Annotated in this window: 23 protein-coding genes and 1 riboswitch; of the genes, 10 read left to right on the top strand and 13 right to left on the bottom strand. The window is 66.6% G+C overall.

What is annotated here, in order from left to right; translation table 11 throughout:
• Positions 1-437 precede the first annotated feature (437 nt).
• The 3 genes from DK368_RS14900 to DK368_RS14890 all read right to left on the bottom strand — a co-directional run bounded on the left by DK368_RS14900 (position 438) and on the right by DK368_RS14890 (position 3,101).
• A complete protein-coding gene (locus tag DK368_RS14900; protein WP_114394754.1) occupies positions 438-1,076 on the bottom strand; it encodes a glutathione S-transferase family protein in 639 nt (212 codons plus the stop codon).
• Between the two features lie 104 nt (positions 1,077-1,180).
• Positions 1,181-1,579, bottom strand: coding sequence for a MerR family transcriptional regulator (locus DK368_RS14895; RefSeq protein WP_114394753.1), 399 nt, complete (start codon positions 1,577-1,579; stop codon positions 1,181-1,183).
• A gap of 61 nt (positions 1,580-1,640) precedes the next feature.
• Entirely contained in the window at positions 1,641-3,101 is a 1,461-nt protein-coding gene (locus DK368_RS14890) for a DHA2 family efflux MFS transporter permease subunit (RefSeq protein WP_114394752.1), read from the bottom strand.
• Positions 3,102-3,217: 116 nt separating this feature from the next.
• Between DK368_RS14890 and DK368_RS14885 the strand changes: the two genes are divergently transcribed.
• Positions 3,218-3,562, top strand: coding sequence for an HNH endonuclease signature motif containing protein (locus DK368_RS14885; RefSeq protein WP_114394751.1), 345 nt, complete (start codon positions 3,218-3,220; stop codon positions 3,560-3,562).
• Positions 3,563-3,853: 291 nt separating this feature from the next.
• Here DK368_RS14885 and thiC read toward each other — a convergent pair whose 3' ends face one another.
• Both thiC and rpsU read right to left on the bottom strand, forming a co-directional pair.
• Positions 3,854-5,725 (bottom strand): phosphomethylpyrimidine synthase ThiC, encoded by a 1,872-nt coding sequence (gene thiC / locus DK368_RS14880; RefSeq protein WP_114394750.1) that lies wholly within the window; start codon positions 5,723-5,725, stop codon positions 3,854-3,856.
• A 104-nt stretch (positions 5,726-5,829) separates the two neighbouring features.
• Positions 5,830-5,953, bottom strand: a riboswitch (TPP riboswitch).
• Between the two features lie 201 nt (positions 5,954-6,154).
• Positions 6,155-6,358, bottom strand: a complete 204-nt coding sequence (gene rpsU, locus DK368_RS14875; RefSeq protein WP_012567245.1) for a 30S ribosomal protein S21 — start codon at positions 6,356-6,358, stop codon at positions 6,155-6,157.
• A 265-nt stretch (positions 6,359-6,623) separates the two neighbouring features.
• Here rpsU and def point away from each other — a divergent pair, with 265 nt between their 5' ends.
• Positions 6,624-7,181 carry a peptide deformylase gene (gene def, locus DK368_RS14870; RefSeq protein WP_114394749.1) on the top strand — a complete coding sequence of 186 codons (558 nt, stop codon included), beginning with the start codon at positions 6,624-6,626 and terminating at the stop codon, positions 7,179-7,181.
• A gap of 91 nt (positions 7,182-7,272) precedes the next feature.
• Positions 7,273-8,124 carry a COQ9 family protein gene (locus DK368_RS14865; protein WP_240002516.1) on the top strand — a complete coding sequence of 284 codons (852 nt, stop codon included), beginning with the start codon at positions 7,273-7,275 and terminating at the stop codon, positions 8,122-8,124.
• Positions 8,125-8,365: 241 nt separating this feature from the next.
• Here the strand turns inward: DK368_RS14865 and DK368_RS14860 are convergent, their stop codons facing one another.
• Positions 8,366-8,560: a hypothetical protein gene (locus DK368_RS14860; RefSeq protein WP_114394748.1), complete on the bottom strand. Its 195-nt coding sequence runs from the start codon at positions 8,558-8,560 to the stop codon at positions 8,366-8,368.
• Between the two features lie 1,084 nt (positions 8,561-9,644).
• Between DK368_RS14860 and DK368_RS14855 the strand changes: the two genes are divergently transcribed.
• The 3 genes from DK368_RS14855 (at position 9,645) to DK368_RS14845 (ending at position 14,570) form a co-directional block, all read left to right on the top strand.
• Positions 9,645-11,591 (top strand): PrkA family serine protein kinase, encoded by a 1,947-nt coding sequence (locus tag DK368_RS14855; RefSeq protein WP_114394747.1) that lies wholly within the window; start codon positions 9,645-9,647, stop codon positions 11,589-11,591.
• Positions 11,592-11,682: 91 nt separating this feature from the next.
• Positions 11,683-13,011 (top strand): YeaH/YhbH family protein, encoded by a 1,329-nt coding sequence (locus DK368_RS14850; RefSeq protein WP_114394746.1) that lies wholly within the window; start codon positions 11,683-11,685, stop codon positions 13,009-13,011.
• Positions 13,008-14,570, top strand: coding sequence for a SpoVR family protein (locus DK368_RS14845; RefSeq protein WP_240002515.1), 1,563 nt, complete (start codon positions 13,008-13,010; stop codon positions 14,568-14,570). The genes DK368_RS14850 and DK368_RS14845 overlap by 4 nt, the downstream gene beginning before the upstream one ends.
• 35 nt (positions 14,571-14,605) lie before the next feature.
• Here DK368_RS14845 and DK368_RS14840 read toward each other — a convergent pair whose 3' ends face one another.
• The 6 genes from DK368_RS14840 to DK368_RS21455 all read right to left on the bottom strand — a co-directional run bounded on the left by DK368_RS14840 (position 14,606) and on the right by DK368_RS21455 (position 20,406).
• Positions 14,606-15,589, bottom strand: a complete 984-nt coding sequence (locus tag DK368_RS14840; RefSeq protein WP_114394745.1) for a glutathione S-transferase family protein — start codon at positions 15,587-15,589, stop codon at positions 14,606-14,608.
• Positions 15,590-15,712: 123 nt separating this feature from the next.
• Positions 15,713-16,582, bottom strand: a complete 870-nt coding sequence (locus tag DK368_RS14835; protein ID WP_114394744.1) for a MipA/OmpV family protein — start codon at positions 16,580-16,582, stop codon at positions 15,713-15,715.
• A gap of 164 nt (positions 16,583-16,746) precedes the next feature.
• The gene (locus tag DK368_RS14830; protein WP_114394743.1) at positions 16,747-17,496 is read right to left on the bottom strand and encodes an enoyl-CoA hydratase; all 750 of its coding nucleotides are present in this window, start codon (positions 17,494-17,496) and stop codon (positions 16,747-16,749) included.
• A gap of 134 nt (positions 17,497-17,630) precedes the next feature.
• Positions 17,631-18,998 carry a DUF1329 domain-containing protein gene (locus DK368_RS14825; protein WP_114394742.1) on the bottom strand — a complete coding sequence of 456 codons (1,368 nt, stop codon included), beginning with the start codon at positions 18,996-18,998 and terminating at the stop codon, positions 17,631-17,633.
• 153 nt (positions 18,999-19,151) lie between these two features.
• Positions 19,152-19,997 (bottom strand): FkbM family methyltransferase, encoded by an 846-nt coding sequence (locus tag DK368_RS14820; protein ID WP_114394741.1) that lies wholly within the window; start codon positions 19,995-19,997, stop codon positions 19,152-19,154.
• 247 nt (positions 19,998-20,244) lie between these two features.
• Complete coding sequence (locus tag DK368_RS21455) at positions 20,245-20,406, bottom strand: hypothetical protein (RefSeq protein ID WP_155524592.1); 162 nt, start codon at positions 20,404-20,406, stop codon at positions 20,245-20,247.
• A 148-nt stretch (positions 20,407-20,554) separates the two neighbouring features.
• Here DK368_RS21455 and DK368_RS14815 point away from each other — a divergent pair, with 148 nt between their 5' ends.
• Positions 20,555-20,743, top strand: coding sequence for a hypothetical protein (locus DK368_RS14815; RefSeq protein ID WP_114394740.1), 189 nt, complete (start codon positions 20,555-20,557; stop codon positions 20,741-20,743).
• Between the two features lie 7 nt (positions 20,744-20,750).
• Complete coding sequence (locus DK368_RS14810; protein ID WP_114394739.1) at positions 20,751-21,695, top strand: NAD(P)/FAD-dependent oxidoreductase; 945 nt, start codon at positions 20,751-20,753, stop codon at positions 21,693-21,695.
• A 54-nt stretch (positions 21,696-21,749) separates the two neighbouring features.
• Here the strand turns inward: DK368_RS14810 and DK368_RS14805 are convergent, their stop codons facing one another.
• On the bottom strand, positions 21,750-22,829 hold the full coding sequence (locus DK368_RS14805; RefSeq protein ID WP_114394738.1) for an NAD(P)-dependent alcohol dehydrogenase: 1,080 nt from the start codon (positions 22,827-22,829) through the stop codon (positions 21,750-21,752).
• A 639-nt stretch (positions 22,830-23,468) separates the two neighbouring features.
• Here DK368_RS14805 and DK368_RS14800 point away from each other — a divergent pair.
• Positions 23,469-24,254: an EthD domain-containing protein gene (locus tag DK368_RS14800; protein ID WP_114394737.1), complete on the top strand. Its 786-nt coding sequence runs from the start codon at positions 23,469-23,471 to the stop codon at positions 24,252-24,254.
• 33 nt (positions 24,255-24,287) lie between these two features.
• Positions 24,288-25,184 (top strand): DAPG hydrolase family protein, encoded by an 897-nt coding sequence (locus DK368_RS14795; protein ID WP_114394736.1) that lies wholly within the window; start codon positions 24,288-24,290, stop codon positions 25,182-25,184.
• The last annotated feature ends 92 nt before the right edge of the window (positions 25,185-25,276 follow it).

Here is a 25,276-nt window from a genome sequence, read left to right as displayed (position 1 = left end):
CTCTCCGGCCTCAACCCGCGCCAACGCAGCCAACTTCTCCTCTAAACTACGTCGCTTGCCCATCAGCCCTCTCCTCTCAAGAGAACTGTAGCTTTTCCAGATGTCCCAGTTTAGGGGGGCAGTCCAGGCGACTAAGGCGACGGAAGGCCGACGGGATGTCGCCTGATAGGGCCTTGTTTGTATTAGGACTTTTATCCTTAACGCGACAAAGGCGACATGAACCGGCGCTGGGGGCGCATGTCACCTTAAGAGACCTGTTTTACGTTGTCTTAACCTTGTCCAAGACCCACGCGCCCCACCTGGAGGGCATCGGCTCAGGGAAGCATGAAATAGGATTATTGTCCATTGATTGGCCGGGCACAGGCGCGGGCGGCCGCGGCGTCCCATGCCCCCCGCCGGGTCGCGTCCCGGCGCGGAAACGGCTGGACCAGGCGCCGTCAGTCGTTCTGGCGGTCGTAGATGTAGGGGCCGCCCTTGTCCAGGGCGCGTCGGTAGGCCGGACGGGTCTGCACCGCCTTCAGGAAGCGGGCGAGATTGGGGAAGTGTTCCAGCCCGCCGCGGCGGAAGGCCGCTTCCACCGGGAAACTCATCATGATGTCGGCGGCAGTGAAATCATCACCGGCGAACCAGTCATGGCCGGCGAGGCTGGTTTCCATATAGGCGAGATGGTCGGCGATCTGTCCATCCACCCGCGGTGCCAGCGGGGCCGCGGCATCGCCCAGCCGGCCAAGATAGAGCTTCAGCACCAGGATCAGCATGGCCGAGCCTTCGGCGAAATGCAGCCAGTGCAGATAGCGCACATGGTCGTCGGTACCGACCGGCGGCACCAGCCGGCCATAGCCATGATGTTGCAGCATGTATTCGACGATGGCACCCGATTCCGCCAGCAGCAGGTCCCCGTCGCGGATCACGGGGGACTTGCCCAGCGGATGGATCTTCTTCAGTTCGGGCGGAGCCAACTGCGTCTGTGGGTCCCGTTCGTAGCGCACCACCGTATAGGGCAGGCCAAGTTCCTCCAGCAGCCAGAGGATGCGGTGAGACCGCGAATTGGCGAGGTGATGGACTTCGATGGGCATGATGGGAACGGCTCCCGGCGAATGGGCCTATCCCTGTTTGCTCGCACGAAGCGGCAGGAAATACCAGCCCCTCGGCCCGGCGATTCCCGGGGGACGCCAATGTGCTAGGCGCTGAGCGCTTCCAGGATGCGACAATCGGCGGCGGTGCCGTGGCCGCATTCCGTGGTCAGGGCGCGCAGGCTGTCGCGCAGCCGTTCCAGGTCGGCCAGCTTGCGCTCGACCTCGGCCAGATGGCGGGCCGCCAGCGCATCGGCGGCGTGGCAGGGCTGGGTCGGATGATCGGCCAGATCCAGCAATGTGCGCACTGCCTCCAGGCTAAAACCCAGTTCCCGGGCCCGGCGGATGAAGACCAGCCGGCGCTGGTGCGCTGCGGTGTAGAGCCGGTAATTGCCGGAGGAGCGCTCCGCCGGCGGCAGCAGCCCTTCGCGTTCGTACCAGCGGATGGTTTCCACCTTGGTGCCGGCGCTCCTGGCCAGGTCGCCAATGGTGCAGCGTGCGGACATCGACCGCCTCCCGAACAGTGTCAGCGCTCCGGAAAGAAAGTGGAGCGCCCGATGGCCGGGGTCAATCCGCCTCCTGCCCCCGCTCGGGCAGGGCCTGGGCGCTGCGGTGGCCGCTGACCTCGTCGCCGGCATCGCGGGACAGGCGCAGGAACACCGGGACCGACAGCAGCGAAATCACCCCGACGGTGAGGAAGGCCGGCCAGAAATCGGCGGCGGTCAGCGTGTCCCGTTCCGCGGCCAGCCGGGCCAGATGCAAGGCCATGGCACCCACGACCACCCCCAGGCTGAGCGACATCTGCTGGGCCGTGGCCGAGAAGCTGGTGGCGGCGCTCATCAGCGCCCGCGGCATGTCGGCGAAGGCCAGCGTATTGACGGCGGTGAACTGCAGCGAGCGGAAGAAGCCGCTGACGAACAGCACGGCCAGGATGATGGCGTGCGGCGTGTCCGGCCGGAACAGGCCGAAGCCGATCAGGAACAGGCTGGCGATCAAGCCATTGACCACCAGCACCGGCCGGAAGCCGAAGCGGGCCAGCACCATCTGGGCCACCAGCTTCATCCCCATGGCCCCGGCGGCGCTGACGAAGGTCAGCAGACCGGAGCGGAGGGCCGACATGCCGAACCCCGCCTGCAGCATCAGGGGCAGCAGGAAGGGAATGGCACCGATGCCGATGCGGAACAGCGAACCGCCGATGATGGCAAGGCCGAAACTGCTGATGCGCATGGGCGCCCAGCCCAGCAGCGGATGCTCCACACGCCGGGCATGGCGGACATAGAGGGCCAGGGCCACCACGGCAAGGACCAGCAGCGCCGCCACGGCTGGAGGCGGCAGCACGTCGCGCCCCACCGTCTCCAGCCCGAACATGGCCCCGGACAGGCCGAGGGCCAGCCAGACGAACCCTGTGAGATCCAGCGGCGGCACGCTGTCCTCGCGGATCTCGGGGATGAAGCGGCCGGCCAGCAGCATGCCCAGCAGGCCGATGGGCACATTGACGAAGAAGATCCAGCGCCAGGAGACATGGGTGACGATGAAGCCGCCCACCGGTGGTCCCAGCACCGGCCCCAGCAGGGCCGGCACGGTGAACCAGGCCATGGCCCGCACCAGCTCGGCCTTGGGCGTGCTGCGCAGCAGGACCAGACGGCCCACGGGCGTCATCATGGCGCCGCCCATGCCCTGGAGGATGCGGGCGGCCACCAGCTCCGCCAGATTCTGCGACAGGCCGCAGCAGACCGACCCCAGGGTGAAGATCAGGATGGCGGTGCGGAACACCCGCCGTGCCCCGAAGCGGTCGGCCATCCAGCCGGACAGGGGGATGAACACGGCCAGACTGAGCAGATAGGCGGTGATGGCCATGCTGAGCCGCAGCGGGTCCTCCCCCAGGCTGCGGGCCATGGTCGGCAGCGCCGTGGCGATCACGGTGCTGTCGAGATTCTCCATGAACAGGGCGCAGGCGACGATCAGCGGAACGATGCGGCTGGTCGGTGCAGGCGAGGGTGAAGCGGGCGGTGCGGGGTCGGCAAGCATGATCCTGATATGCGCCGGTCGGTGCGGGCGGCAAAGATGGGTTGCCGCAGGGCGCGTCCGCGCCGGATGCAGGGCCAGGGCTGGCGGCAGAGGCGAAAGCCCCTATAGTGGCGGTTATGCGCCGTCTTCAGCCCCTGCCCATCGACCTGCCGGAACGGCCGGCCTGCGACCGCCGGTCGCTGGGGCCATGCCCGCTGTGCGGGCGCCCGATGCGCGCAGGTCCCAGCGTGGAGGACCATCATCTGGTGCCGAAGAGCCAGGGCGGTACGGTGACGGTGCCGCTGCACCGGGTCTGCCACCGCAAGATCCATGCGGAGCTGAACGAGCGGGAGCTGCGCGACCGCTATGCCACGGTGGAAGCGCTGCGCGCCCACCCGGCCATCGCCGATTTCATCCGCTGGGTCGCCAACAAGCCGCCGGAATTCACCACGGCCACCTTCCGCCGCCGCCGCCGGGCGTAGGGGCGGCGGGACGACAGGGGGGCGATGGGGCCCCCCGATCCGGGACTTGCATTTCCCGCGTCGTCCTCCGCGCAAGGCGGAGGATCCGGGCGGGGCGGGGCGTCGCGCCTGTGACCCTGGGTGCCCGCCTGCGCGGGCACGACGCGGTGGGGATGGGCGGTGGGGATGGGCGGTGGGGGCAAGGGAGCAGAGGGCGTGCGCACGGGCTGCGGTGCCCGGGCCTTGTGCCGGCCGGCCCTGCCGCTGCCTCCTGCCGCCGCCCCTGCCGCTGCCCCTTGCCGCCGCCCCCTGTCAGTGATGATCCTCCGGCACGGGGCGGTCGGAGAGATAGACCTGCCCGCCCTTTTCCTTGAAGGCGGCGGACATGGCCGCCATGCCGGCCTGGACCTCCGCCGCCTGCCGGGCGGCGTAGTCGCGCACCTCCTGCGTGATCTTCATCGAGCAGAATTTCGGCCCGCACATGGAGCAGAAATGGGCCAGCTTGGCACCGTCGGCCGGCAGGGTCTGGTCGTGGAAGCGCTCGGCCGTCTCCGGGTCGAGGGACAGGTTGAACTGGTCCTTCCAGCGGAACTCGAAGCGGGCGCGGGAGAGGGCATCGTCGCGTTCCCGCGCGGCCGGGTGGCCCTTGGCGAGATCGGCGGCATGGGCGGCGATCTTGTAGGTGACCACGCCGACCTTGACGTCGTCGCGGTCGGGCAGGCCCAGATGCTCCTTCGGCGTGACGTAGCAGAGCATGGCGGTGCCGTACCAGCCGATCATGGCGGCCCCGATGCCGCTGGTGATGTGGTCGTAGCCCGGCGCGATATCCGTCGTCAGCGGTCCCAGCGTGTAGAAGGGGGCCTCGCCGCATTCGCGCAGCTGCTTGTCCATGTTCTCCTTGATCAGGTGCATGGGCACATGGCCCGGCCCCTCGATGATGGTCTGGACATCGTGCCGCCAGGCGATCCTCGTCAGCTCGCCCAGGGTTTCCAGTTCACCGAACTGGGCGTCGTCGTTGGCGTCGGCGATGGAGCCGGGCCGCAGCCCGTCACCCAGCGAGAAGGCCACGTCATAGGCCTTCATGATCTCGCAGATCTCCTCGAAATGGGTGTAGAGGAAATTCTCGCGGTGATGGGCCAGGCACCATTTGGCCATGATCGAGCCGCCGCGGCTGACGATGCCGGTGACCCGGCGGGCCGTCAGCGGGATATAGGCCAGGCGCACGCCGGCATGGATGGTGAAATAGTCCACCCCCTGTTCGGCCTGCTCGATCAGCGTGTCGCGGAACAGGTCCCAGGTCAGCTCCTCGGCCTTGCCGCCCACCTTCTCCAGGGCCTGATAGATCGGCACGGTGCCGATGGGCACCGGGCTGTTGCGCAGGATCCATTCGCGGATCGTGTGGATGTTGCGGCCGGTGGACAGGTCCATCACCGTGTCGGCGCCCCAGCGGATGGCCCAGACCAGCTTGTCCACCTCGTCCGCCACGCTGGAGGTGACGGCGGAATTGCCGATATTGGCGTTGATCTTCACCAGGAAGTTCCGGCCGATGATCATCGGCTCGGACTCGGGATGGTTGATGTTGCTGGGGATGACAGCGCGGCCGCGGGCCACCTCGTCGCGCACGAATTCCGGTGTCACATGATCGGGGATGGCGGCCCCGAAGCTCTCGCCCGAGCGCCGGGCGGCCTCGCGCAGCCTCTCCCGGCCGAGAGTCTCGCGGATGGCGATGTATTCCATCTCCGGCGTGATGATGCCGGCCTTGGCATAATGCATCTGGCTGACATTGCGGCCCGGCCTGGCGCGCAGGGGCCGGCGGCCGGCCCGGTCGAACAGGGGCACCGGGCTGTCCTGGCCGGACTTCAATCCGTTGTCTTCCGGCCGCACGGCGCGGCCGTCATAGGTCTCCACATCGCCGCGGGACTCGATCCAGCGCCGGCGCAGGGCCGGCAGGCCGCCGCGGATGTCGATGCGGGCATCCGGATCGCTGTAGGGACCGGAGGTGTCGTAGACCCGCACCGGTGGCTCGTTGGCCGAGGGCGTCAGATCGATCTCGCGCATGGCCACGCGCAGGTCCGGGAACAGCCGGCCGGGCACATGGATCTTACGGCTGGCCGGCAGGGGGCCGGTGGTGACGCGGAAATCGCCCGCGGCGGCGGTGTCGGCGGGAAGGCTGTGATCTGGCATCGGGATCTCCTCGCGATCGGGGGAGATCCGGGCGCAACTGCGCGAGATGGGGGCGGTCTCCCCGGGCGGACCTGCCGAGTCGCCAGGAGGCGGTCGCCAGAAGGCCGGGGCGCCTGTTCCGTTCCCTACGCCGGTATGACCCGGATCAGGTTCGAAGGGTCCCCGCGCCGGGGATCACCCCCGCCAGCGGCATCTCAGCCCCTTGCCGGGGCCCCCCTTGGAACGGGGGCAGAGTGGAGAGGGGCGCCGGCCCTGTCAACGGGCCTGTCCGCGTCAACGGGCCTGTCAGCCGCTTTGCGGCGGGCCGTCACATCGGGCGCAAAGGTGCCACCCCGACTCCACAAAGACCAAAAGCCGCCCTGCATATCCGCGGGGCGGCTCTCAATCCCGTCAAGCCCGACAAACGCTGCCGGACAACAGTGCCAGGGCTTAGTAGCCCTCGCGCTCCAGACGCTTACGCAGAAGCTTGCGGGCACGGCGGATGGCCTCGGCCTTCTCGCGGGCGCGCTTCTCGGAGGGCTTCTCGTAATTGCGGCGCAGCTTCATCTCGCGGAAGATGCCCTCGCGCTGCATCTTCTTCTTCAGCGCGCGCAGGGCCTGATCGACGTTGTTGTCACGAACCAGAACTTGCACGGGTCGTCACCACTCCAATCGTGCGCGCACCGGCAGGCCGGCATCACGCGGGTTAAGTTACGAATGAACGAAGGGCAGGCGCGACCCGTAAAGGTCGTGCGGCTGCCCGATCCAGTCGCAGCGTGTATAACAGGCGAGGGCGGGCTTGTGAAGGCCCCGCGGAACAGGCTACCGATGGAAACGCCGTCATGGGCGTCATGCACAGGGGCGGCATGTCCGGCTGTGGCATGCCCGAAGCGGCACAGAACCGGGGAGGGGAGGACGCATGGCCATTCTCAAGATCGCGCGCATGGGACATCCGGTGCTGCGGCGGCGGGCCGAGCCGGTGCAACTGCCGGTGCCGGCCGTGGTGCGCCAGCTGGCGCTGGACATGATCGAGACCATGATCGATGCCCCCGGAATCGGGCTGGCGGCGCCCCAGGTGCATGTGGGCTGGCGCATCATCGTCTTCCGCGTGCCGCCGGAGCGCAGCAGCGGGGCCGCCGGCGACGGGCCGCTGGAGCCGCAGGTGCTGATCAATCCGGAGATCGAGGCCCTGTCCGACGAGATGGTGTCGGGCTGGGAGGGCTGCCTGTCGATTCCCGGTCTGCGCGGATTCGTGCCCCGCTACCGGCAGATCCGCTATCGCGGCCATGGCCTGGACGGCCAGCCGGTGGAAGCGGAGGCCAGCGGCACCCTGGCCCGAGTCATCCAGCACGAGCTGGATCATCTGGACGGCATCCTCTATCCCGACCGCATGCCCGACCTGACGCGGCTGACCTTCACCGAGGAGCTGAAATATTTCGGAGCCGAGGCCGGGGGCAGGCCGGGCCCCGCCCGCTGAAGCCTTCAAAACCCCCGCCGCCAGGGCTGGCCGAACCAAGCGGCCCGGCCCATGTTTCCATCTGATCCCGATCCGCAGCCCGGAGCCCCCCATGGCCGCCATCCCCGATCCCAACGCACCCACGCCTGGCGCACCCACGCCCGGCGCCCCCGTGCCCGCTGCCGATCCGGACGAGACCGCGGTGCTGCAGCCGGTCAGCGGTCCGGCCGTGGAGACGGACACCATGCCGTCCGACTCCGAGGCCCCGACGGGGGCGCCGGACCTCCAGGCGGATCCACAGGCGGCCCCGGAGGATGAGCTGACGGCGCGGCGCGATGCCATCCTGCTGGGCATGCTGCCCGACGTTGCCTTCGACGGCTGGACCCGGGCCGCCATGCTGCGCGGCGCCCAGATGGCCGGCTATGCGCGCGAGGAGGCCCTGGCCGCCTTCCCCGACGGGCCGGTGCAGGTGGTCGCCCATTTCAGCGGCTGGGCCGACCGCACGATGCTGGCGCAGCTGGCCGGACACGATCTGGCCGCCCTGCGCGTGCAGGACCGCATCACCCTGGCCGTGCGCACCCGGCTGGAGATCCTGACGCCCTACCGCGAGGCGGTGCGGCGGTCGGTGTCCTTCCTGACGCTGCCGCAGGCGGCCGGACTGGCGCCGCGCCTGCTCTATCGCACGGTCGATGCCATGTGGGTGGCGGCGGGCGACACCAGCACCGACTATAATTTCTACACCAAGCGCCTGCTGCTGTCGGGGGTGCTGACCTCCACCACCCTGGTCTGGCTCGATGACCGCAGCGAGGATAATGGCGACAGCTGGGCCTTCCTCGACCGGCGGATCCGCGATGTGCTGCGGGTGGGCAAGGGCATCGGCCGGATGAAGGAGATGGGCGGTCTGGCCGGACTGCTGCCGTCGCCGGCACGCTTCATGCGCCATTTCCGGCCCGGCCGGGAGTGAGGCCGGGGCGGACGGTCCCGCCCCGTCGCGGAAACACGAACGGCCGCCCCGGAGGGCGGCCGTTTTCGTGTGCGTACCGTATTCACTCGACCGGTCATTCACTGGACTGGCCCGCTGCCGGACCGATCCGGTCGTGTCCGGCGGAGCCGCTCCCCTTGCGTCGTTGCAGGAGGTGGCAAGGCGCCGGCCCGTCGGTGCGGGCCGGGGACGGCGGCGAATGCCGCCCCCGGCCGGCGGGAGATCAGCTGGCGCGCTTCAGCTTGCGGAAGCTCGCCCACATGTCGCTGGGGTTCTTGTCGAGGTCGAAGGCGCGGGTGCTCTTGGGGTCCCGGCCCTGACGGCGGCACTCCAGGTGGAAGATGTTGGTGTTCGCGGGGTCGAGACCCAGCTCGGCACAGGCGGAAGTGAACGCTTTCTCAAGGTCTGCCGGAAACATCTTTTCTCACCAGGTTTGTTTTTACCGGTTGTCACGGCCCAACCGGTTGGACACGCCATCCTGTTGGGCACTGCACCATTGCACTGCATCATGGCGGGATTGTGAACACCATGATTCGAAACGCGGGTGCTCGGATGTGAAGAACACAATTGACGTGTCTTTGTTGCAACTGCGAAGGACGTTCCGCCTGCCGTGACGCCGGGCCACCCCGGCCTGGATCACCGGGCGCGGGCACCGGAGTCGCCAGGGCGCGGCCCCGGAACCGGGGGCGGCGGCAGGGAGGGGGCACCTCGCCTACATCCCGCGTGCCAAGGTGTAGGGCCATTCGCCGGGTTTCACACCACCTATCCGAGAGATGCGTCCGCGTACCTTGCCGACCCTGGGAAATCGGGTCATGCTTTTTTCATGCTGCAGGGCAGCGGTTTGGCAGGGTCGCAACGATGCACGGGATCGAACTCGGCGACATCGATGCGCGGGCACCGGGATTGTCACGTCCCGTCAGCACCGCCGGATCGGGCGTCGGAATTTCATTCCGGGGCCGGGACGAAATGCGCATGTTCGTTTTAAGCTGGCATGCAGAATACTGTGACAAGTTGCCGGAGACTGGTCGGGCCGCCCCGGCGTCGCCATATTCCGTTAAGAGATTGTGGCGAGCATGGTCTTCACAGCACGGCGGAGGACATGCGGTGACAGGTCAGGCCAACTTCCGTTCCCCCCGACCCCGGCAGGACGGTCCGTCCCGCTGCGGGGGTGACGAATGCAGGGACGACCAACATGAGGGCAGCAGGCGCCACCGCCGTGCCATGCCGCTGCCCCTGGCTGTCCGGGAACCCGCCCGCCGCGGATCTGTCCGGGGCGGACCGGTTCCACCAAGGCTGCCGCTCGCGGGGGAGATGACCGCAGGCGCCGCAGAATTCCTTAGCCGCACCGGGACCCTGGAGCCCGGCAGCGGGTTCCTTTTCCAGGGATGCCTCCGTCGGGCCGCGGCCCGCTCTGTCCCCCGCCGCGACCTGCCGCCACTTGGAAAATGCCGGGCCGACCGCAAGCACCGGTCGCCGCCGGGTCCGCCTCAAGGAGATCGCTGATGAGTCCGGTCACCGACCTGTTCGCCAGCTACGCCCAGTCCTATGAAAGCCGCCGCGACACCGAGATGTCATTGTTGGAATATCTCGAAGGCTGCCGCGACGACCCGTCCATGTACGCCACCGCCGCCGAGCGCCTGCTGGAGGCCATCGGCGAGCCGGAGGTGGTGGATACCGCCCGCGATCCGCGCCTGTCGCGGATCTTCATGAACCGCACCATCAAGGTCTATCCCGCCTTCGCCGAGTTCTTCGGCATGGAGGAGACCATCGAGCGCATCGTCGGCTTCTTCCGCCATGCGGCGCAGGGGCTGGAGGAGCGCAAGCAGATCCTGTACCTGCTGGGCCCCGTGGGCGGCGGCAAGTCGTCCCTGGCCGAACGGCTGAAGGCGCTGATGGAGGACCGCCCCATCTATGTGCTGAAGGCCGGCGAGCAGGTCAGCCCTGTGTTCGAAAGCCCGCTGGGCCTGTTCGACCCGGAGAAGATGGGCGCCGTCATCGAGGACCGCTACGGCGTGCCGCGCCGCCGGCTGACCGGCCTGCTGAGCCCCTGGGCGCTGAAGCGGCTCGACGAGTTCGACGGTGACATCCGCAAGTTCAAGGTGGTGAAGCTGCGGCCGTCGCGCCTGCGCCAGGTGGCGGTGTCGAAGACCGAGCCCGGCGACGAGAACAACCAGGACATTTCGTCCCTGGTGGGCAAGGTCGATATCCGCAAGCTGGAACTGTACAGCCAGAACGATCCCGACGCCTACAGCTACTCCGGCGGCCTGAACCGGGCGAACCAGGGCATCCTGGAATTCGTCGAGATGTTCAAGGCGCCGATCAAGATGCTGCACCCGCTGCTGACGGCCACCCAGGAAGGCAACTATATCGGCACCGAGAATATCGGTGCCCTGCCGTTCCAGGGTGTCATCATGGCCCACAGCAACGAGGCGGAGTGGCAGAGCTTCAAGAACAACAAGAACAACGAAGCCTTCATCGACCGTATCTGCGTCATCAAGGTTCCGTACTGCCTGCGGGTCACCGAGGAGCAGAAGATCTATGAGAAGCTGATCCGCGGATCCGAACTGGCGGAGGCGCCCTGCGCCCCGGCCACGCTGGAGATGCTGGCCCGCTTCGCCGTGCTGTCGCGCCTGCGCGAGCATGGCAATTCCAACCTGTTCAGCAAGATGCGGGTCTATGACGGCGAAAGCCTGAAGGAGACCGACCCCAAGGCCAAGACGCTGCAGGAGTACAAGGACGCGGCCGGCGTGGACGAGGGCATGAACGGCATCTCCACCCGCTTCGCCTTCAAGGTGCTGGCCAGCACCTTCAACTATGACAACACCGAGGTCGGCGCCGATCCGGTGCATCTGATGTACATCCTGGAGCAGTCGATCAAGCGCGAGCAGTTCCCGGACGAGACGGAAAAGAAGTATCTGGAATTCATCAAGGCGGAGCTGGCGCCCCGCTATGCCGAGTTCATCGGCAACGAAATCCAGAAAGCCTATCTGGAATCCTACCATGATTACGGTCAGAACCTGTTCGACCGCTATGTGGATTATGCCGACGCCTGGATCGAGGATCAGGATTTCAAGGACCCGGATACGGGCCAGCTGCTGAACCGCGAGCTGCTGAACCAGGAGCTGACCAAGATCGAGAAGCCGGCGGGGATCGCCAATCCCAAGGACTTCCGCAATGAGGTGGTCAAGTTCTCCCTGCGCATGCGGGCGCAGAATGGCGGGCGCAACCCGTCCTGGACCAGCTACGAGAAGCTGCGCGACGTCATCGAGCGGCGGATGTTCAGCCAGGTCGAGGAATTGCTGCCGGTGATCAGCTTCGGCAGCAAGAAGGACAGCGACACCGAGAAGAAGCACAACGATTTCGTCAACCGCATGACCGAGCGCGGCTATACCGAGCGGCAGGTCCGGCGGCTGGTGGAGTGGTACATGCGGGTCAAGCAGGCCGGCTGATCTCCGGCGGTCCGGGGGGCGCCGCGCGGCGTCCCCCGGACCCAGGGGTGGCACGGAACGCCTACGGACGGCACGGAAAGGATGTGAAAGCTTGTTCACCATCATCGACCGACGCCTGAATCCCAAGGGAAAGAGCCTGGCCAACCGCCAGCGCTTCCTGCGCCGTGCCAAGGAGCAGGTGATGCGGGCCGTGCGCGATGCCAGCGGCCGGCGCAAGCTCAAGGACATCGATGTCGGCGGCGACATCGTGATTTCGCCGGACGGCATCCGTGAACCCACCTTCCACCGCTCCGCCTCCGGCGGGCTGCGCGACATCGTCGTGCCCGGCAACAAGGAGTTCATGACCGGCGACCGCATCGGCCGTCCGCCCCGGGGCGGCGGCGGCGGCGGCAACGAAGGCTCCGAAGATGGCGGCGGCGAGGATGAGTTCCGTTTCGCCCTGACGCGCGAGGAGTTCATCGACCTGTTCCTGGAGGACCTGGAACTGCCGGATCTGGCCAAGCGCAAGCTGAAGGTGACGGAATCCGTATCCTTCCAGCGCGCCGGCTATTCGGTCAGCGGCTCGCCCACCAACCTCAACCTCGTGCGCACCATGCGCAACAGTCTGGCCCGGCGCATCGCCCTGAACCGGCCCACCGGTGACGAGGTCAAGGCGCTGCGGGAGGAGATCGACCGGCTGGAGCGGGACAACAGCGATGCCGAGCGGCTGCGTGCGGCGCGGGCGGAGCTGGAGGTGCTGCTGCGCCGGACCCAGCGCATCCCCTATATCGATCCGGTCGATGTCCGCTATAACCGGTTCCAGGCCGTGCCCAAGCCCTCGGCCCAGGCGGTGATGTTCTGTCTGATGGACGTGTCGGGGTCCATGACCGAGCACATGAAGGATCTGGCCAAGCGCTTCTACATGCTGCTCTACCTGTTCCTGACCCGGCGCTACAAGCATGTGGACGTGGTCTTCATCCGCCACACCCACCGGGCGCAGGAGGTGGACGAGGAGACCTTCTTCTACAGCGCCGAAACCGGCGGCACCGTCGTCTCCACGGCGCTGGAGGAGATGCAGCGCGTGGTGATGGAGCGCTATCCCGTCGAGGAGTGGAACATCTACGCCGCCCAGGCCAGCGACGGCGACAACGCCCTGTCGGACAATGCCAAGACCTCGGCCCTGCTGTCCCAGGTGATCCTGCCCATGTGCCAGTACTACGCCTATATCGAGGTGGGGCAGGATGGTGTGCCCAGCGGCATCGGCTATGGCGGCGGCAGCCGCGAGACCGATCTGTGGCGGACCTACAAGACCATCCAGGGGCCGAGCCAGCCGCTGGCCATGAAGCGGGTCACCCACCGCCGCGACATCTATCCGGTGTTCCGTGAACTGTTCTCCCGCGAGGCGGCGCAGGACGCCATGGCCGAAGGGGTCGACGCATGACGCTGATGCTGACGTCCGACAGTGCGCCGCTCTATACCGGCGCCGACTGGGACTATGACAAGGTCCGCCGCACCTATGACGCCATCGAGCGCATCGCCGTGGGCGAGATGGGGCTGGACATCTATACCAACCAGATCGAGGTCATCACCTCCGAACAGATGCTGGACGCCTATTCCAGCATCGGCATGCCGCTTCTGTACAAGCACTGGTCGTTCGGCAAGCATTTCGCCCGCGACGAGGGGCTGTACCGCAAAGGCCTGCGCGGGCTGGCCTATGAGATCGTCATCAATTCCAACCCCTGCATCAGCTACATCATGGAAGAGAACACCATGACGATGCAGGCGCTGGTCATCGCCCACGCGGCCTTCGGCCACAACCATTTCTTCAAGAACAACTATCTGTTCAAGCAGTGGACCGATGCCGACGGCATCCTGGATTACCTGTCCTTCGCCAAGGAATATGTGGCCAAGTGCGAGGAGCGCTATGGTTTCACCCTGGTGGAGCGGGTGCTGGACGCCGCCCATGCCCTGATGAATCACGGGGTCCACCGCTATCCCCGCCGGCGCTCGCTGGATCTGCGGCTGGAGGCCAAGCGCGAACTGGAGCGGCAGGAGCATGCCGAGCGCACCTTCAACGATCTCTGGCGCACGGTGCCGAGCAAGACCGGCGGGCCGCATCCCCTGTCCGACCGCGACCGGCGCCGGGCGCTGCTGGAGCTGCCGGAAGAGAACCTGCTGTATTTCCTGGAGAAGAAGGCGCCCCGCCTGCAGGGCTGGCAGCGGGAGCTGCTGCGCGTCGTCCGCCACGTCGCCCAGTACTTCTATCCGCAGCGCCAGACCAAGGTGATGAACGAAGGCTGCGCCAGCTATTGCCATTACCGCATCCTGCACACGCTGCATGAGCGCGGGCTGATCACCGATGGCGCCTGGCTGGAGGCGCTGCACAGCCACACCAGCGTGGTGTTCCAGCCGGACTTCGATGATCCGCGCTATGGCGGCCTCAACCCCTATGCGCTGGGTTTCGCCATGATGCAGGACATCGAGCGCATCGCCACCACCCCCACGGACGAGGACCGGGCCTGGTTCCCCGATCTGGCCGGGCGCGGCGACGGCATGGCGGCACTGAAGGAGGCCTGGGCCAATTACCGCGACGAGAGCTTCCTGTTGCAGTACCTGTCGCCGGCGCTGATCCGCAAGTTCCGCCTGTTCCATGTGCGCGACGATGCCCGCGAACCGGAGATGCGGGTGCAGGCCATCCATGACGAGCGCGGCTACCGCGAAGTGCGCCAGGCCCTGGCCCGCCAGTATGACATCGCCTGGAACGAGGCCGACATCCAGATCGTCGATGTGGACCTGACCGGTGACCGCCGGCTGTTGCTGGAGCACCGGGTGATGAACCAGGTGGTGCTGGAGGAGGAGGAGGCGCGGGCCGTGCTGCAGCATCTGGCCGACCTCTGGGGCTATGAGGTCGTGCTGGAAGAGGTGGAGGCGGCCAGCGGCGCCCGGCTGAAGAAGCACACGGTCGGGCCGCGGACGGTGCTGGGCGGACGGAGCGAGTAGCGGCCGGTTGCCGCTGGTCGCTCCCCCCTCGGCGACTATCCGCGCACCTGCTCCCGCTCGTGCGGGGCGTCCAGGTCCAGCACCGGGCCCAGCGGCACCACGCCCGTGGGGTTGATCATGGTGTGGCTCTGGTAGTAGTGGCCCTTGATGTGCTGGAAGTTCACGGTCTCGCGCACGCCCGGCCATTGGTACAGCTCGCGCAGATAGCCCGACAGGGCGGGATAATCGGCGATGCGGCGCAGGTTGCATTTGAAGTGGCCGTGATAGACGGCGTCGAAGCGCAGCAGGGTGGTGAACAGCCGCCAGTCCGCCTCCGTCACCTGGTCGCCCAGCAGATAGCGCTGGCCCGACAGCCGCTGCTCCAGCCCGTTCAGGCTGTCGAACAGGGCAGTCACCGCCTCTTCGTAAGCCGGCTGGGTGGTGGCGAAGCCGGCCTTGTAGACGCCGTTGTTGATGGTGTCGTAGATGCGGGCGTTGATGGCGTCGATCTCCGCCCGCCGCGGTTCGGGGTAGTAGTCGCCCGGCGCGGCGCCCACGCCATCGAAGGCGCTGTTGAACATGCGGATGATCTCGGCGGATTCGTTGCTGACGATCTCGCCGGTCTGCTTGTCCCACAGCACCGGCACGGTGACACGGCCGCTATAGGACGGGTCGGCGGCGGTGTAGATCTGGTGCAGCACCTGGGCCTGATGCAGCGGGTCGGGAATGACGCCGGGGCCGTCATTGAAGGTCCAGCCCTGCTCCGCCATCAGCCAATGCACGACGGAGAGGCCGATCATCCCCTCCAGCCCCTTGAGGCGGCGGAAGATCAGGGTGCGATGGGCCCAGGGGCAGGCCAGCGAGACATAGAGGTGGTAACGGCCCGGCTCGGCCTTGAAGCCGCCATGCCCCGAGGGGCCGGGGGCACCATCCGCCGTGACCCAGTTGCGGAAAGCGCTGTCCTTGCGCACGAAGCGGCCGCCGGTGGCGGCGGTGTCGTACCACTGGTCATGCCAGCGCCCGTCGATCAGCAGTCCCATGACACATGCCCTTTCCTGTGCGGCCCATCGCAGGGGCAACAGAGGATGTAGGGCATTGCTGCGCCGGGCAACAGTGCTCCATTGGCGGATGCACTGTTGCAGCTTATGGAACTATTCCCAGTGTCAGTCGCGGTTCTGTACCCGCGCCTCCGACTGCCAGAAGGACCAGGTCAGGCCGGCACCGACGCCCACGGTCCAGCGGTCGCGGAACAGCGGGCTGTCCTCGTTGCTGCTGCCACCGAAATAGCCGATCTGGGTGCCGGCGAAGACCCGCACCCGCTCGGTCAGCGGATAGGCGGCGCCGATATTGACGCGGGTGCCGACATAGCCCTCGTCGGCCTTGTAGGCGGGACGGTCGGGCGTGGCGTAGGCCGGGGCCACATCGTAGAAATATTCGTTCATCCCATCATAGCCCCAGGTCGGGCCGATGGAGAGATAGAGAGTGGTGCCGCTGTCCGCCACATTGGCATAGTTGAAGATGATCTTGGGATTTACCGCGATGCCCTCATAGCCGAAGCTGACGAACTCGGCCGAGATCACGGCGCGGACTTCCAGCGACAGGTCGATCTGCAGCGGGTCGCGCTTGTCGCGCAGATGGTAGGTCACCGCCGGCCCGGCTTCCAGCAGCAGGTCCAGGTTGGGCATGCCGCGGCGGGCGTCGTTGTCGTTGCTGTCGCTGTCGAAGGAGCCGCTGAGGCCGATATCGAAGTCCAGCCGGTCGGACAGGCTCTTCTCCGCCCGGATCAGGCCGCCGTCGCCGATCTTCAGGATGTCCCCGCGGTAGATGACATAGGGCAGCGGCAAGGCGCGGAACTGGCCCTGGCTGGCGGCGGGATAATCGGGCAGATAGGCCGCCCCGACGAACAGCCCCGCCTCCCACAGCGGCTTGCTTCCCCCGTCGGGCTGCTGGGCCAGCACCATGCTGGACTGAGCCTGGGCGGCTGCGGGCACAAGCAAGACCCCGATCAGGGCGGCGGCGAGGGCGCGGGACATCGTCGATACGGATCCGGTTCAGTGCGTCAGGTCCGCAAGCTCTAACGGATCGGGCCGGGTCGTGCCAGTCCGATCGAAAGGGTGGGGCGATTGCGCGGTCCAACCATCTTGTGCGGGGCCGGAATGGGCGCGGCGGACAGGTGGGGACGCCGCGCCCGGCCGGCTTACTTCCTGCCCTTGTTGAGAAAAGCCTGGAAGGCGGCCACGGCTTCCGGCGAGCGCAGGCACTGGCTGAAGATCTCGCCCTCGCGCTGGATGGTGGCGATCAGGTCGGCCTGCGATGGCTTCATCAGGGCCTTGGTCTGGCGCATGGCGCCGGCCGGCTTGGCGGCGATGGTCCTGGCCTTCGCCTCCACCGTGGCGGCGAAGCCGTCGGCCGGCACGATGCCGGTGAGGATGCCGGCGGCCATGGCCTCCTCCGCGCCGATGGCTTCACCCAGCATTAGCAGACGGGCGGCGCGGGCATGGCCCATGGTGCGCGGGAACAGCAGGCTGCTGCCGGCCTCCGGCACCAGGCCGAGGTCGATGAAGGGCACATGGAAGCGGGCGTCCGGCGTGGCATAGACCAGATCGCAATGCAGCAGCATGGTGGTGCCGATGCCCACCGCCATGCCCTCCACCGCCGCCAGCAGCGGCAGCCTGGCCTCGGCCAGGGCATAGAGGAACTGGAAGACCGGGCTGTCCTCCCCCACCGGCGGGGTGGAGAGGAAGTCCATGATGTCATTGCCGCCGGTGAAGAAGCCGCCGGCCCCGCGGAACAGCACGGCACGGATGCCGTCATCCTCAGCCGAGCGCATGGCGGCGGTCATGCTGCTGTACATGGCCGGGGTCAGCGCGTTGCGCTTTTCCGGGCGGTTCATGGTGATGGTGCGGACGCCATCCTGGTCCTGGATCAGCACCGGCTCGCTGCTCATGGTCTCTCTCCCCTGTTGCACCGCCGCTGAGGGCGGCTGTTGTTGGTGTCCCTGTAAAGAACGGGCGGCCCGGAACCGGGCCGCCCGTCACCGGATCGAGGGAGCGGTCTGTCCCGGCCGCCCCCTGACCCGCATCAGCGCACGCCGGCGCGGCGCAGGCTGTCCGGCGAGAAGTCGGCCGCCGTCAGATTGGTGTCGAAATCGTAGGCCGGCTCCTGATTGTCGAAGCCCTGGGCGGTATAGCGGCCGGATTGCAGGTCGTAGATGCATTCCAGCGTCGTCCACAGGGCCGGGACGTCATAATAGTTGATCGGGTGCGCCTCGGCCACACGCCACATCTGGCCGCGGCCGTCATAATGGTCGGCCGCCAGGATCTGCCAGCTGTCCTCGTCGATGTAGAAGGTGCGCTTGGCGTAGACGTGGCTGGTACCCGGCTTCAGCGTGCCTTCGACCACATAGACGCGGTGCAGCTCATAGCGGGCCAGATCCTGGTTGATGTGGCGCGGCTTGATGATGTCGTCGTACTTCACGTCGCTGCTGTGCAGCGTGTAGGAATTGTACGGGACGTACATCTCCTTGCGGCCGACCAGCTTCCAGTCGTAGCGGTCGGGCGCGCCGTTGAAGATGTCCAACTGGTCGCTGGTGCGCAGCCCGTCGGACGCCGTGCCGGGATTGTCATAGGCCACATTGGGCGCGCGGCGGACACGGCGCTGGCCGGGATTGTAAGTCCAGGCGTTGCGCGGCTCGGCGATCTGGTTCAGGGAATCGTGGACCAGCAGGATTTCACCGGCCAGTCGGGCCGGCGCCACCACCTCCTGCACGAAGTAGGTGGAGATGTTGCCTTCCGGCCCCTGGGGCTGGTTGTAGAGGAACTTCCCCTTCTCCTCGATCATGATCATGGTGTAGCTGCCATCGGCCTGGGGATTGGCCTGACCGTAGCGGCGGGTCGAGTTGATGCCGCGCCAGCGCAGCAGATGGTTCCACACCGCCTTGATGCCGCTGTCGGCGACGGGGAAGGGGATGCCGTGCTTGGCGTTCTGGACGCCATTGCCGTCCGGGGTCAGCTGCGCCGTCTTGGCGTTGGCGATGCTGGCGTCATAGACCGACTGCGGGGCCGAGGCGCTGCGGTGCGACGGGTAGACCACCATCTTGTAGGTGGGATACTGGGTCAGCAGGGCCTTATGGCCCTCCGTCAGCTTGTCGGCGTACTTGCCCATGTTCTCCTTGGTGATGGTGAACAGCGGCTTGTCGCCGGCGAAGGGGTCGGGGTGGTGCATGCCCTTCTTGTAGCCGGCCGGCGGCGTGGTGATGCCCCCGGTCCAGGCCGGGATCGAGCCGTCGGCATTGCCCGCCTTGATGGCGCCGAAGGGGGTCAGGGTCTTGCCCAGCTCGTCCGCGGTATGGGTGGGGGCCGATTGGGCGGCCGCGGCCTGGACGAAGGCGGTGCCGGCCAGGGCAATGCTCAGGACGCCGCCCAGCACGGCGGCTTTGGTACGCAACATTCCGGGTCCTCCCATGATCGCGGTTCACTGACACGACCGCGCAAGACCCGCATTTTTCAACAGGGCGGAGTTGATGTCACCCCTCTTTCTGCATCAGCGCCGAGTGTGCGCCCCTGAAGAAAATGCCAAGAGGGGGATTCGCCGGGAACGGGGTCAGTCCGGGCAGAACCCTTCGACCGGTGCGCGGAGGTAGAGCGCATCTTCCTTGCCGGGCAACGGCGCGCGCCGCAGACGGGCCGACCCCAGATCGACGAAGTAGGGTCCCTGGAAACCGGCCTCGGTCAGGATCCGCCGACAGCCGTCCCGTTCACCGTTCTCGACCAGTATGGCGTCAATCCGGTCGAACAGACCCTCCATGCCAGCCAGGGCGGCGGGTTCGTGCCCTTCGATGTCCATTTTCACCAGCACCGGCAGTCCATCCGGTATCGGGAGGCCCAGCGACGGCAGACTCTGGTCCAGGCGGCGGCAGGGCACGGCGATGGTGGCGGCTTGCTGCCCGTCGGGGTCGGCCACAGGGTCGACAACCCGGTTGATCGAACTGGAGCCGTCATTGGTCATCTGGATGGTTCCAGCATGGTCGGACGCGGCCTCGTTCAGCAGATGGACATTGCGGCGCCGATTGCGCTCCACATTGAAGCAGAGCTTGCGGAACGCGGTGGGATTGGGTTCCAGCGCCACCACGGTCACGCCGGGCAATTCGGAGGCGATCAGGGTATAGGCGCCGATGTTGGCACCCACGTCGATGAACAGCCCACCTTGCCGCAGAAGATGCTGGACGAAGGACATGTTGTTGTAATCGTAGCAACCCAGGCTGTTGACCAGGGCAATGACGCCGCCCGGGACATCGTCACGGATGAGTGAACGGGACAGGCGCCGGTCAGCCGGAGCGAAACGCAACAGGGGTTTGCGGGCCTGCCAAAGCAGATGGCGGCCAAGGGCCGCGAGACGGTTGAGATGGCGCGCCTGCTGGATACGTTGCAAAGAGTTGATGAACTGCATGGCACGCCCCCATCTTCAGGCTTCGCCGCTCCTACCGTCCCTTGCCAAGGATCCCTGCCGGAGCCCGGGCGAGGTCGGCATGCCGCACGCGGCCCGGGTATCGGCGGTAATGGCTGACTGGCGACGCGCGGTGACGACTGGAATCGGACCGTTCCATTTTAGATTGCTATTGCAGTTGGCGAAACAATCTTCTGGTGGGTATGGGGATGCGGCCGGGAGGCGGGCTCCCGCAACCCGGCCGCCCGTTTCACGGTTTCGGCTGGCGCTGATGGCCCTGGCCCTGCTCATGCGGGTTCAAGGGCGTGTCGGCCAGATCGTTGGGCTGGTCATGGGCGCCGCCGGCCTTGGGCGGCTTGCCATGCGCTTCGGCCTTCAGCTGGTTCTTGACCGGATGGTCCTTCTTCGACACGGGGCTTCTCCCTGGTGGTGACGTTCCACTGGAACGATCCTGGGGCAACCGGTCCCGGGGGGCGAGGTTCCCGGAATGAGGGGAGCCGCGCGACGAAGCTGCCCGGCCCCTGTTGAGGAGACAGCGTTCACCAGCAGGGCGATGCGACATGACCGACAGGCAGAAATCCCAGGACAAGCCGCAGCACCCGACCGGCAAGCCCGGCGGCACATCCGACAGCCAATCCAAGGACGAGGTGATGGGGGATTCCCAGCTGACCGAGCAATCGGAAAAGGCGCACAGCGAGGGCGGCACGATCGACCGTTCGAAGACGCCGGGCGTGGATTACGACGTCTGACCGGCCGATGACCGGCGGCGGCGCGGCGGAGGGTGCAGAGGGCGGTGCCGCCGACAGGGCGGACCGCCTGGATGCGCTGATAATCGGCGGCGGCCCGGCAGGGTTGACCGCCGCCATCTATCTGGCCCGCTACAGGCGGCGCTTCGTGCTGGTGGATGCCGGCAATGCCCGTTGTGCCTGGATCCCGACCAGCCACAACCATCCCGGCTTCCCCGGCGGCATCGATGGGGCCGACCTGCTGCAGCGCATGCGGACGCAGGCGGAAACTTACGGCGCCCCCCTGCGCCATGGCCGCATCACGCAGCTCGACCGCGACGGGGCGGACTTCAGTGTCAGCGCCGAGGATGGCAGCCGCTGGACGGCATCGATGGTGCTGCTGGCCACGGGTGTGGTCGATCGGGAACCGGGCCTGCCCGACCACTATGACAGCGTGCGCAAGGGACTGGTGCGCTATTGCCCCATCTGCGACGGCTACGAGGTCAGCGGTGCCCGTGTCGGTGTCATCGGCCAGGGAGAGCATGGGGTGCGGGAAGCCGAGTTCATCCGCTTCTATGCCGATGATCTGACCCTGCTGACCCTGGGGCAGCCGCTGACCGAGGATCAGCACCGGCGGCTGGACCGGGCCGGCATCCGGGCCGTGGAACAGCCGGTGAAGCGGGTGGCCGTGGCCGGCGGCCGGCTGGAGGCCTTCCATCTGGCCGGTGGCGGCTGTGTCGCCTTCGACACCGTCTATTCCGCCCTGGGCATGGACCCGCGCACCGAGCTGGTCCGCCGTCTGGGCGCCGATCTGGCCGAGGATGGCCGGCTGCGGGTGGACGGTCACCAGACCACCAGCATCCCCGGCCTGTATGCGGCAGGGGATGTGGTGCCGGGCCTGAACCAGATCACCATCGCCCAGGCCCAGGGCGCCATCGCCGCGACGGCCATCCACAACCGGCTGCGGGGCTGTTGACCCCGCGGCCGGGCGGAAGGCACGGATCGGACCGCGCCGATCCGGAGGCGCAGGTCAGAACGGGGTGATGGCCACCTTCAGCACGCCGTCGCGCTGGTGCGCGAACAGCTCATACGCGGCTTCGATGTCGTCCAGCTTGTACCGGTGGGTGACCAGGGGCTTGAGATCGACCCGGCCCGAGGCGATGACATTCATCAGCCGGCGCATGCGCTCCTTGCCGCCGGGGCAGAGGGTGGTGATGATCTTGTGGTCGCCGAGGCCGGCCAGGAACGGTCCCAGCGGCAGCCTGAGGTCGTCGGAATAGACGCCGAGGGAGGACAGGGTCCCGCCCGGCCGCAGCACCCGCAGCGCCGCCTCGAAGGTGGCCTGCCGTCCCAGCGCCTCGATGGCGACATCGACCCCGCGCCCGTCGGTCAGGCGCATGATCTCGTCCACCGGGTCGAGCTTGTTGATGTTGATGACATGGTCGGCGCCCATCTGGCGCGACACCTCCAGCCGGGCGTCCAGCCCGTCCACGGCGATGATGCTGGTGGCGCCCTTCAGCTTGGCTCCCGCCGTGGCGCAGAGGCCGATGGGTCCCTGGGCGAAGACCACGACCGTGTCGCCGATGCGGATATTGCCGCTTTCGGCCCCGCCGAAGCCGGTGGACATGATGTCGGGGCACATCAGGACCTGCTCGTCGGTCAGGAAATCCGGCACCGGGGCCAGATTGGCCTGGGCATCGGGCACCAGCACATATTCGGCTTGGGTGCCGTCGATGGTGTTGCCGAAGCGCCAGCCGCCCAGGGGCTTGAAGCCGTGTTTGCAGTCGGGGCCGCACTGGCTGTGATAGCCGTCGAGATCGGCGTTGCTCTGGCCCGAGGGGCAGATGGCGCCAGCGATGACGCGCTGGCCCTCATGGTAGCCGCGCACGGCCGACCCCAGCTTCTCGATCACGCCCACCGGCTCGTGGCCGATGGTCAGGCCCCTGTCCACGGGGTATTCGCCCTTGAGGATATGGACATCGGTGCCGCAGATGGTGGTGGTGGTGATGCGGATCAGCGCATCGGTAGGGCCGACGTCGGGGATGGGCTTCTCATCCAGCACGATGCGGCCGGGTTCGACGAAGATGGCGGCCTTCATCCGGGCGGGCATGGCACGTTCCTCCTGCTGTTGGCGTCCGGGCTTTGTGCGCCGGATCGGGCGGGGTGGACCCCCGCACAGTGGCTGCGACGATGTGCCCGCCGCATGGTTCCCGCCTTGACCCAGGTCAAGCGTGGGACGTGACGACGGCCGGATCGGCCATCGGGGGTAATCGGGCAGCCCAGGCTTGTGGCCGGGGGGCCGGCCCGATCGGATCCGGTCTGCCGCCCCAGGAAATCCGGCCTGTCCTTGACGGAAGTTATCACAATAAGCGCGGGCGGCCGGATCAGCGCGCGCGGCCGGCGGGACCAATGGCATGCGGGGCGCTCCGGGCCAGCGCTTCCATCGGTGTGCGCCACCGCGATCCGCGTGGCCGGCGGTCCCTTTGGTGGGCACGACACGCCCCCACGAACGGCGCCACCAGACGGCATGCATTCATGCGGCTTATCCATACCCTCCGAGCTACGAATTTTACAGACCCCCGGCCTCTGGGCAGAATGTCCCTGTCATCCGACGATGGATCCATAGATATCTGCGCCATTGGGCAAGTAGGTCTTTCATAAAGGTGTGACTTTAATTTTAAAATACGCGCCTCTGCGAAAGGTTTTCTTGAAAAACTGGCGCAATAACTTTGAAATCAGGAGGATTTATATGCCCATTAAGCTTCTGGCCGCATCGCGGCGGCGGCCTGGCCTGACGCGCGCCGATTATCAGCGCTATCTCGAGTTCGTCCACGGCACGATTGCCCGTCGTGAACGCCTTAAGATCGCGTCATATGTACAGAACCATGTCATTGACGGTGCCTTCGGCGTGTTGGACGACGACACCCACCAGCAGTTGGCCGAACGCGACGCCGTTGTGGAACTGTCCTTTGACAGTTTCCGCGACATGCTGTCCACCCTTGAGCCGGCCGAACCGTCGGCGGCATCGGTCGACGGCAAGTTCTTCGCCGATGAACGCAATAACATCATCGTCATGGTCGAGGAGGAGGAGATCCCCGTTCCCACCCCTATGGCCACCTATAATCCGGGTCTTGGCCTCGTCGAGGGTGTGGGCGCGCTCAAGGTGCTACAATACATCATGCGCGATGAGAGCGTCTATCCGGAGGACTATCTGAAGTATTGGCGTGAAGCGCACGAGGAGGCACTGGAAAAAGTTCCCTACGCCCGTGAGCAGCTGCGCCGCTGCGTGCTGAACAAGCGTTGCCGCGCCAACGACAACGACGCTGCCGCACGCAAGCATTTCAAAATGGTGAATCCGCCTGTCTATGACGCGGTCGCATTCCATTGGTACGATACGATCGAACAGGCTGGTGCGTTCCGCCAGTACAATGAAGCTCTGAAGAGCTACTCGAAGAAGAAATTTGCCAACTGGTCAAAGTCGTTCTTCCTGTACACCAAGGAAATCGTCGTCGTGCGTGACACGCCGAAGGCCTGACCAGGCCAACTGCCAGAATAAAGGAGCGCAGCCATGACTGTGAACTCGACCGAATATACGGTGCAGAAAAACTATGGCGACTGGTACGCCTCGACAGCGATCAAAGCCGGCCAGCCGCCGCTGACGCCCGAGGAGGAAGCCCGGCCGTTCGCAAAATACTATTACGACGAGATTCCGCAGCCCGACCCGGCGCACATGGCCATGATGGACAAGCCCTGCGATCCGGCGAAGGCCCTCTACCCCGAACAGATGAATGATCTGCTCAATCCGGGGGATCTGGACACGGAAATCGGCTGGTGCAACCTGGCCAACGGTGCGGGCTTCATCGCCAACAAGATTGTCTACCCGGACGTTACCGCAGAAATGATCGACTGGTGGTTTGCCTGGCACCCGGTCGAAGATCTGCGCTACCGCATCTGGTACCCGCCCCAGCACGCTGGCATCATGCTCAGCCCGGAAGGCCGCGCGCGGTTGATGGACGAGACGATCCCCTGGTCTGAACGGAACTGGGGGGTGACGCATCACGTTACCGAGAACTGCAACTGCGGGATGGACAACGTCACCATCAGCTTCAAGTCGCCGAAGGATTTCGGCTTCGACATGAGCCGTTGGAAGCGTCCCAATGTGGCCACTTTTGCTGGTGGGCAGGGCTGGGCCGTCTCCGTCGACAAGACGGACGAGAGCATCACCGCCCCGGCGATGATGTGCCACATCTTCCGTGAGACCGAGGCCGGCCTGGAGCATCGTACCCGCTTCTGGATGGGCTATCGCCTCTCCAACGGCAAGCCGGAACTGACACTGCCGCCGGGTGTCGCCGTGCCGCCGGTGGCCGTTCAGGGGCTGGCGCGGCACAATGTGTGCGAGTTCACGCGCTTCAAGACATTCCTCCCGCGTATTTACAAGGAGTTCGGCGGCCGCATGGTCGTGTGAGCGCCGGGAGCTTGCCTGCCAGTGCTGGTGTGCACATCACAGGATGCAGGGCGCACCAGCACTGGGAGTTCGATGGACGGAAAACATCCATT

It is taken from the genome of Oleisolibacter albus (assembly GCF_003336875.1).
In the GTDB taxonomy this organism is placed as follows: Bacteria; Pseudomonadota; Alphaproteobacteria; order Azospirillales; family Azospirillaceae; genus Niveispirillum; species Niveispirillum album.
Note: the sequence above shows the minus strand (reverse complement) of the source record. Positions and strands in the feature narration are given on the sequence as shown.

Coding starts and splice junctions, on each gene's coding strand:
- DK368_RS14900 (WP_114394754.1), bottom strand. CDS start 1,076: ATGCCCATCGAAGTCCATCACCTCGCCAATTCGCGGTCTCACCGCATC.
- DK368_RS14895 (WP_114394753.1), bottom strand. CDS start 1,579: ATGTCCGCACGCTGCACCATTGGCGACCTGGCCAGGAGCGCCGGCACC.
- DK368_RS14890 (WP_114394752.1), bottom strand. CDS start 3,101: ATGCTTGCCGACCCCGCACCGCCCGCTTCACCCTCGCCTGCACCGACC.
- DK368_RS14885 (WP_114394751.1), top strand. CDS start 3,218: ATGCGCCGTCTTCAGCCCCTGCCCATCGACCTGCCGGAACGGCCGGCC.
- thiC (WP_114394750.1), bottom strand. CDS start 5,725: ATGCCAGATCACAGCCTTCCCGCCGACACCGCCGCCGCGGGCGATTTC.
- def (WP_114394749.1), top strand. CDS start 6,624: ATGGCCATTCTCAAGATCGCGCGCATGGGACATCCGGTGCTGCGGCGG.
- DK368_RS14865 (WP_240002516.1), top strand. CDS start 7,273: ATGGCCGCCATCCCCGATCCCAACGCACCCACGCCTGGCGCACCCACG.
- DK368_RS14860 (WP_114394748.1), bottom strand. CDS start 8,560: ATGTTTCCGGCAGACCTTGAGAAAGCGTTCACTTCCGCCTGTGCCGAG.
- DK368_RS14855 (WP_114394747.1), top strand. CDS start 9,645: ATGAGTCCGGTCACCGACCTGTTCGCCAGCTACGCCCAGTCCTATGAA.
- DK368_RS14845 (WP_240002515.1), top strand. CDS start 13,008: ATGACGCTGATGCTGACGTCCGACAGTGCGCCGCTCTATACCGGCGCC.
- DK368_RS14840 (WP_114394745.1), bottom strand. CDS start 15,589: ATGGGACTGCTGATCGACGGGCGCTGGCATGACCAGTGGTACGACACC.
- DK368_RS14835 (WP_114394744.1), bottom strand. CDS start 16,582: ATGTCCCGCGCCCTCGCCGCCGCCCTGATCGGGGTCTTGCTTGTGCCC.
- DK368_RS14830 (WP_114394743.1), bottom strand. CDS start 17,496: ATGAGCAGCGAGCCGGTGCTGATCCAGGACCAGGATGGCGTCCGCACC.
- DK368_RS14825 (WP_114394742.1), bottom strand. CDS start 18,998: ATGTTGCGTACCAAAGCCGCCGTGCTGGGCGGCGTCCTGAGCATTGCC.
- DK368_RS14820 (WP_114394741.1), bottom strand. CDS start 19,997: ATGCAGTTCATCAACTCTTTGCAACGTATCCAGCAGGCGCGCCATCTC.
- DK368_RS14815 (WP_114394740.1), top strand. CDS start 20,555: ATGACCGACAGGCAGAAATCCCAGGACAAGCCGCAGCACCCGACCGGC.
- DK368_RS14810 (WP_114394739.1), top strand. CDS start 20,751: ATGACCGGCGGCGGCGCGGCGGAGGGTGCAGAGGGCGGTGCCGCCGAC.
- DK368_RS14805 (WP_114394738.1), bottom strand. CDS start 22,829: ATGCCCGCCCGGATGAAGGCCGCCATCTTCGTCGAACCCGGCCGCATC.
- DK368_RS14800 (WP_114394737.1), top strand. CDS start 23,469: ATGCCCATTAAGCTTCTGGCCGCATCGCGGCGGCGGCCTGGCCTGACG.
- DK368_RS14795 (WP_114394736.1), top strand. CDS start 24,288: ATGACTGTGAACTCGACCGAATATACGGTGCAGAAAAACTATGGCGAC.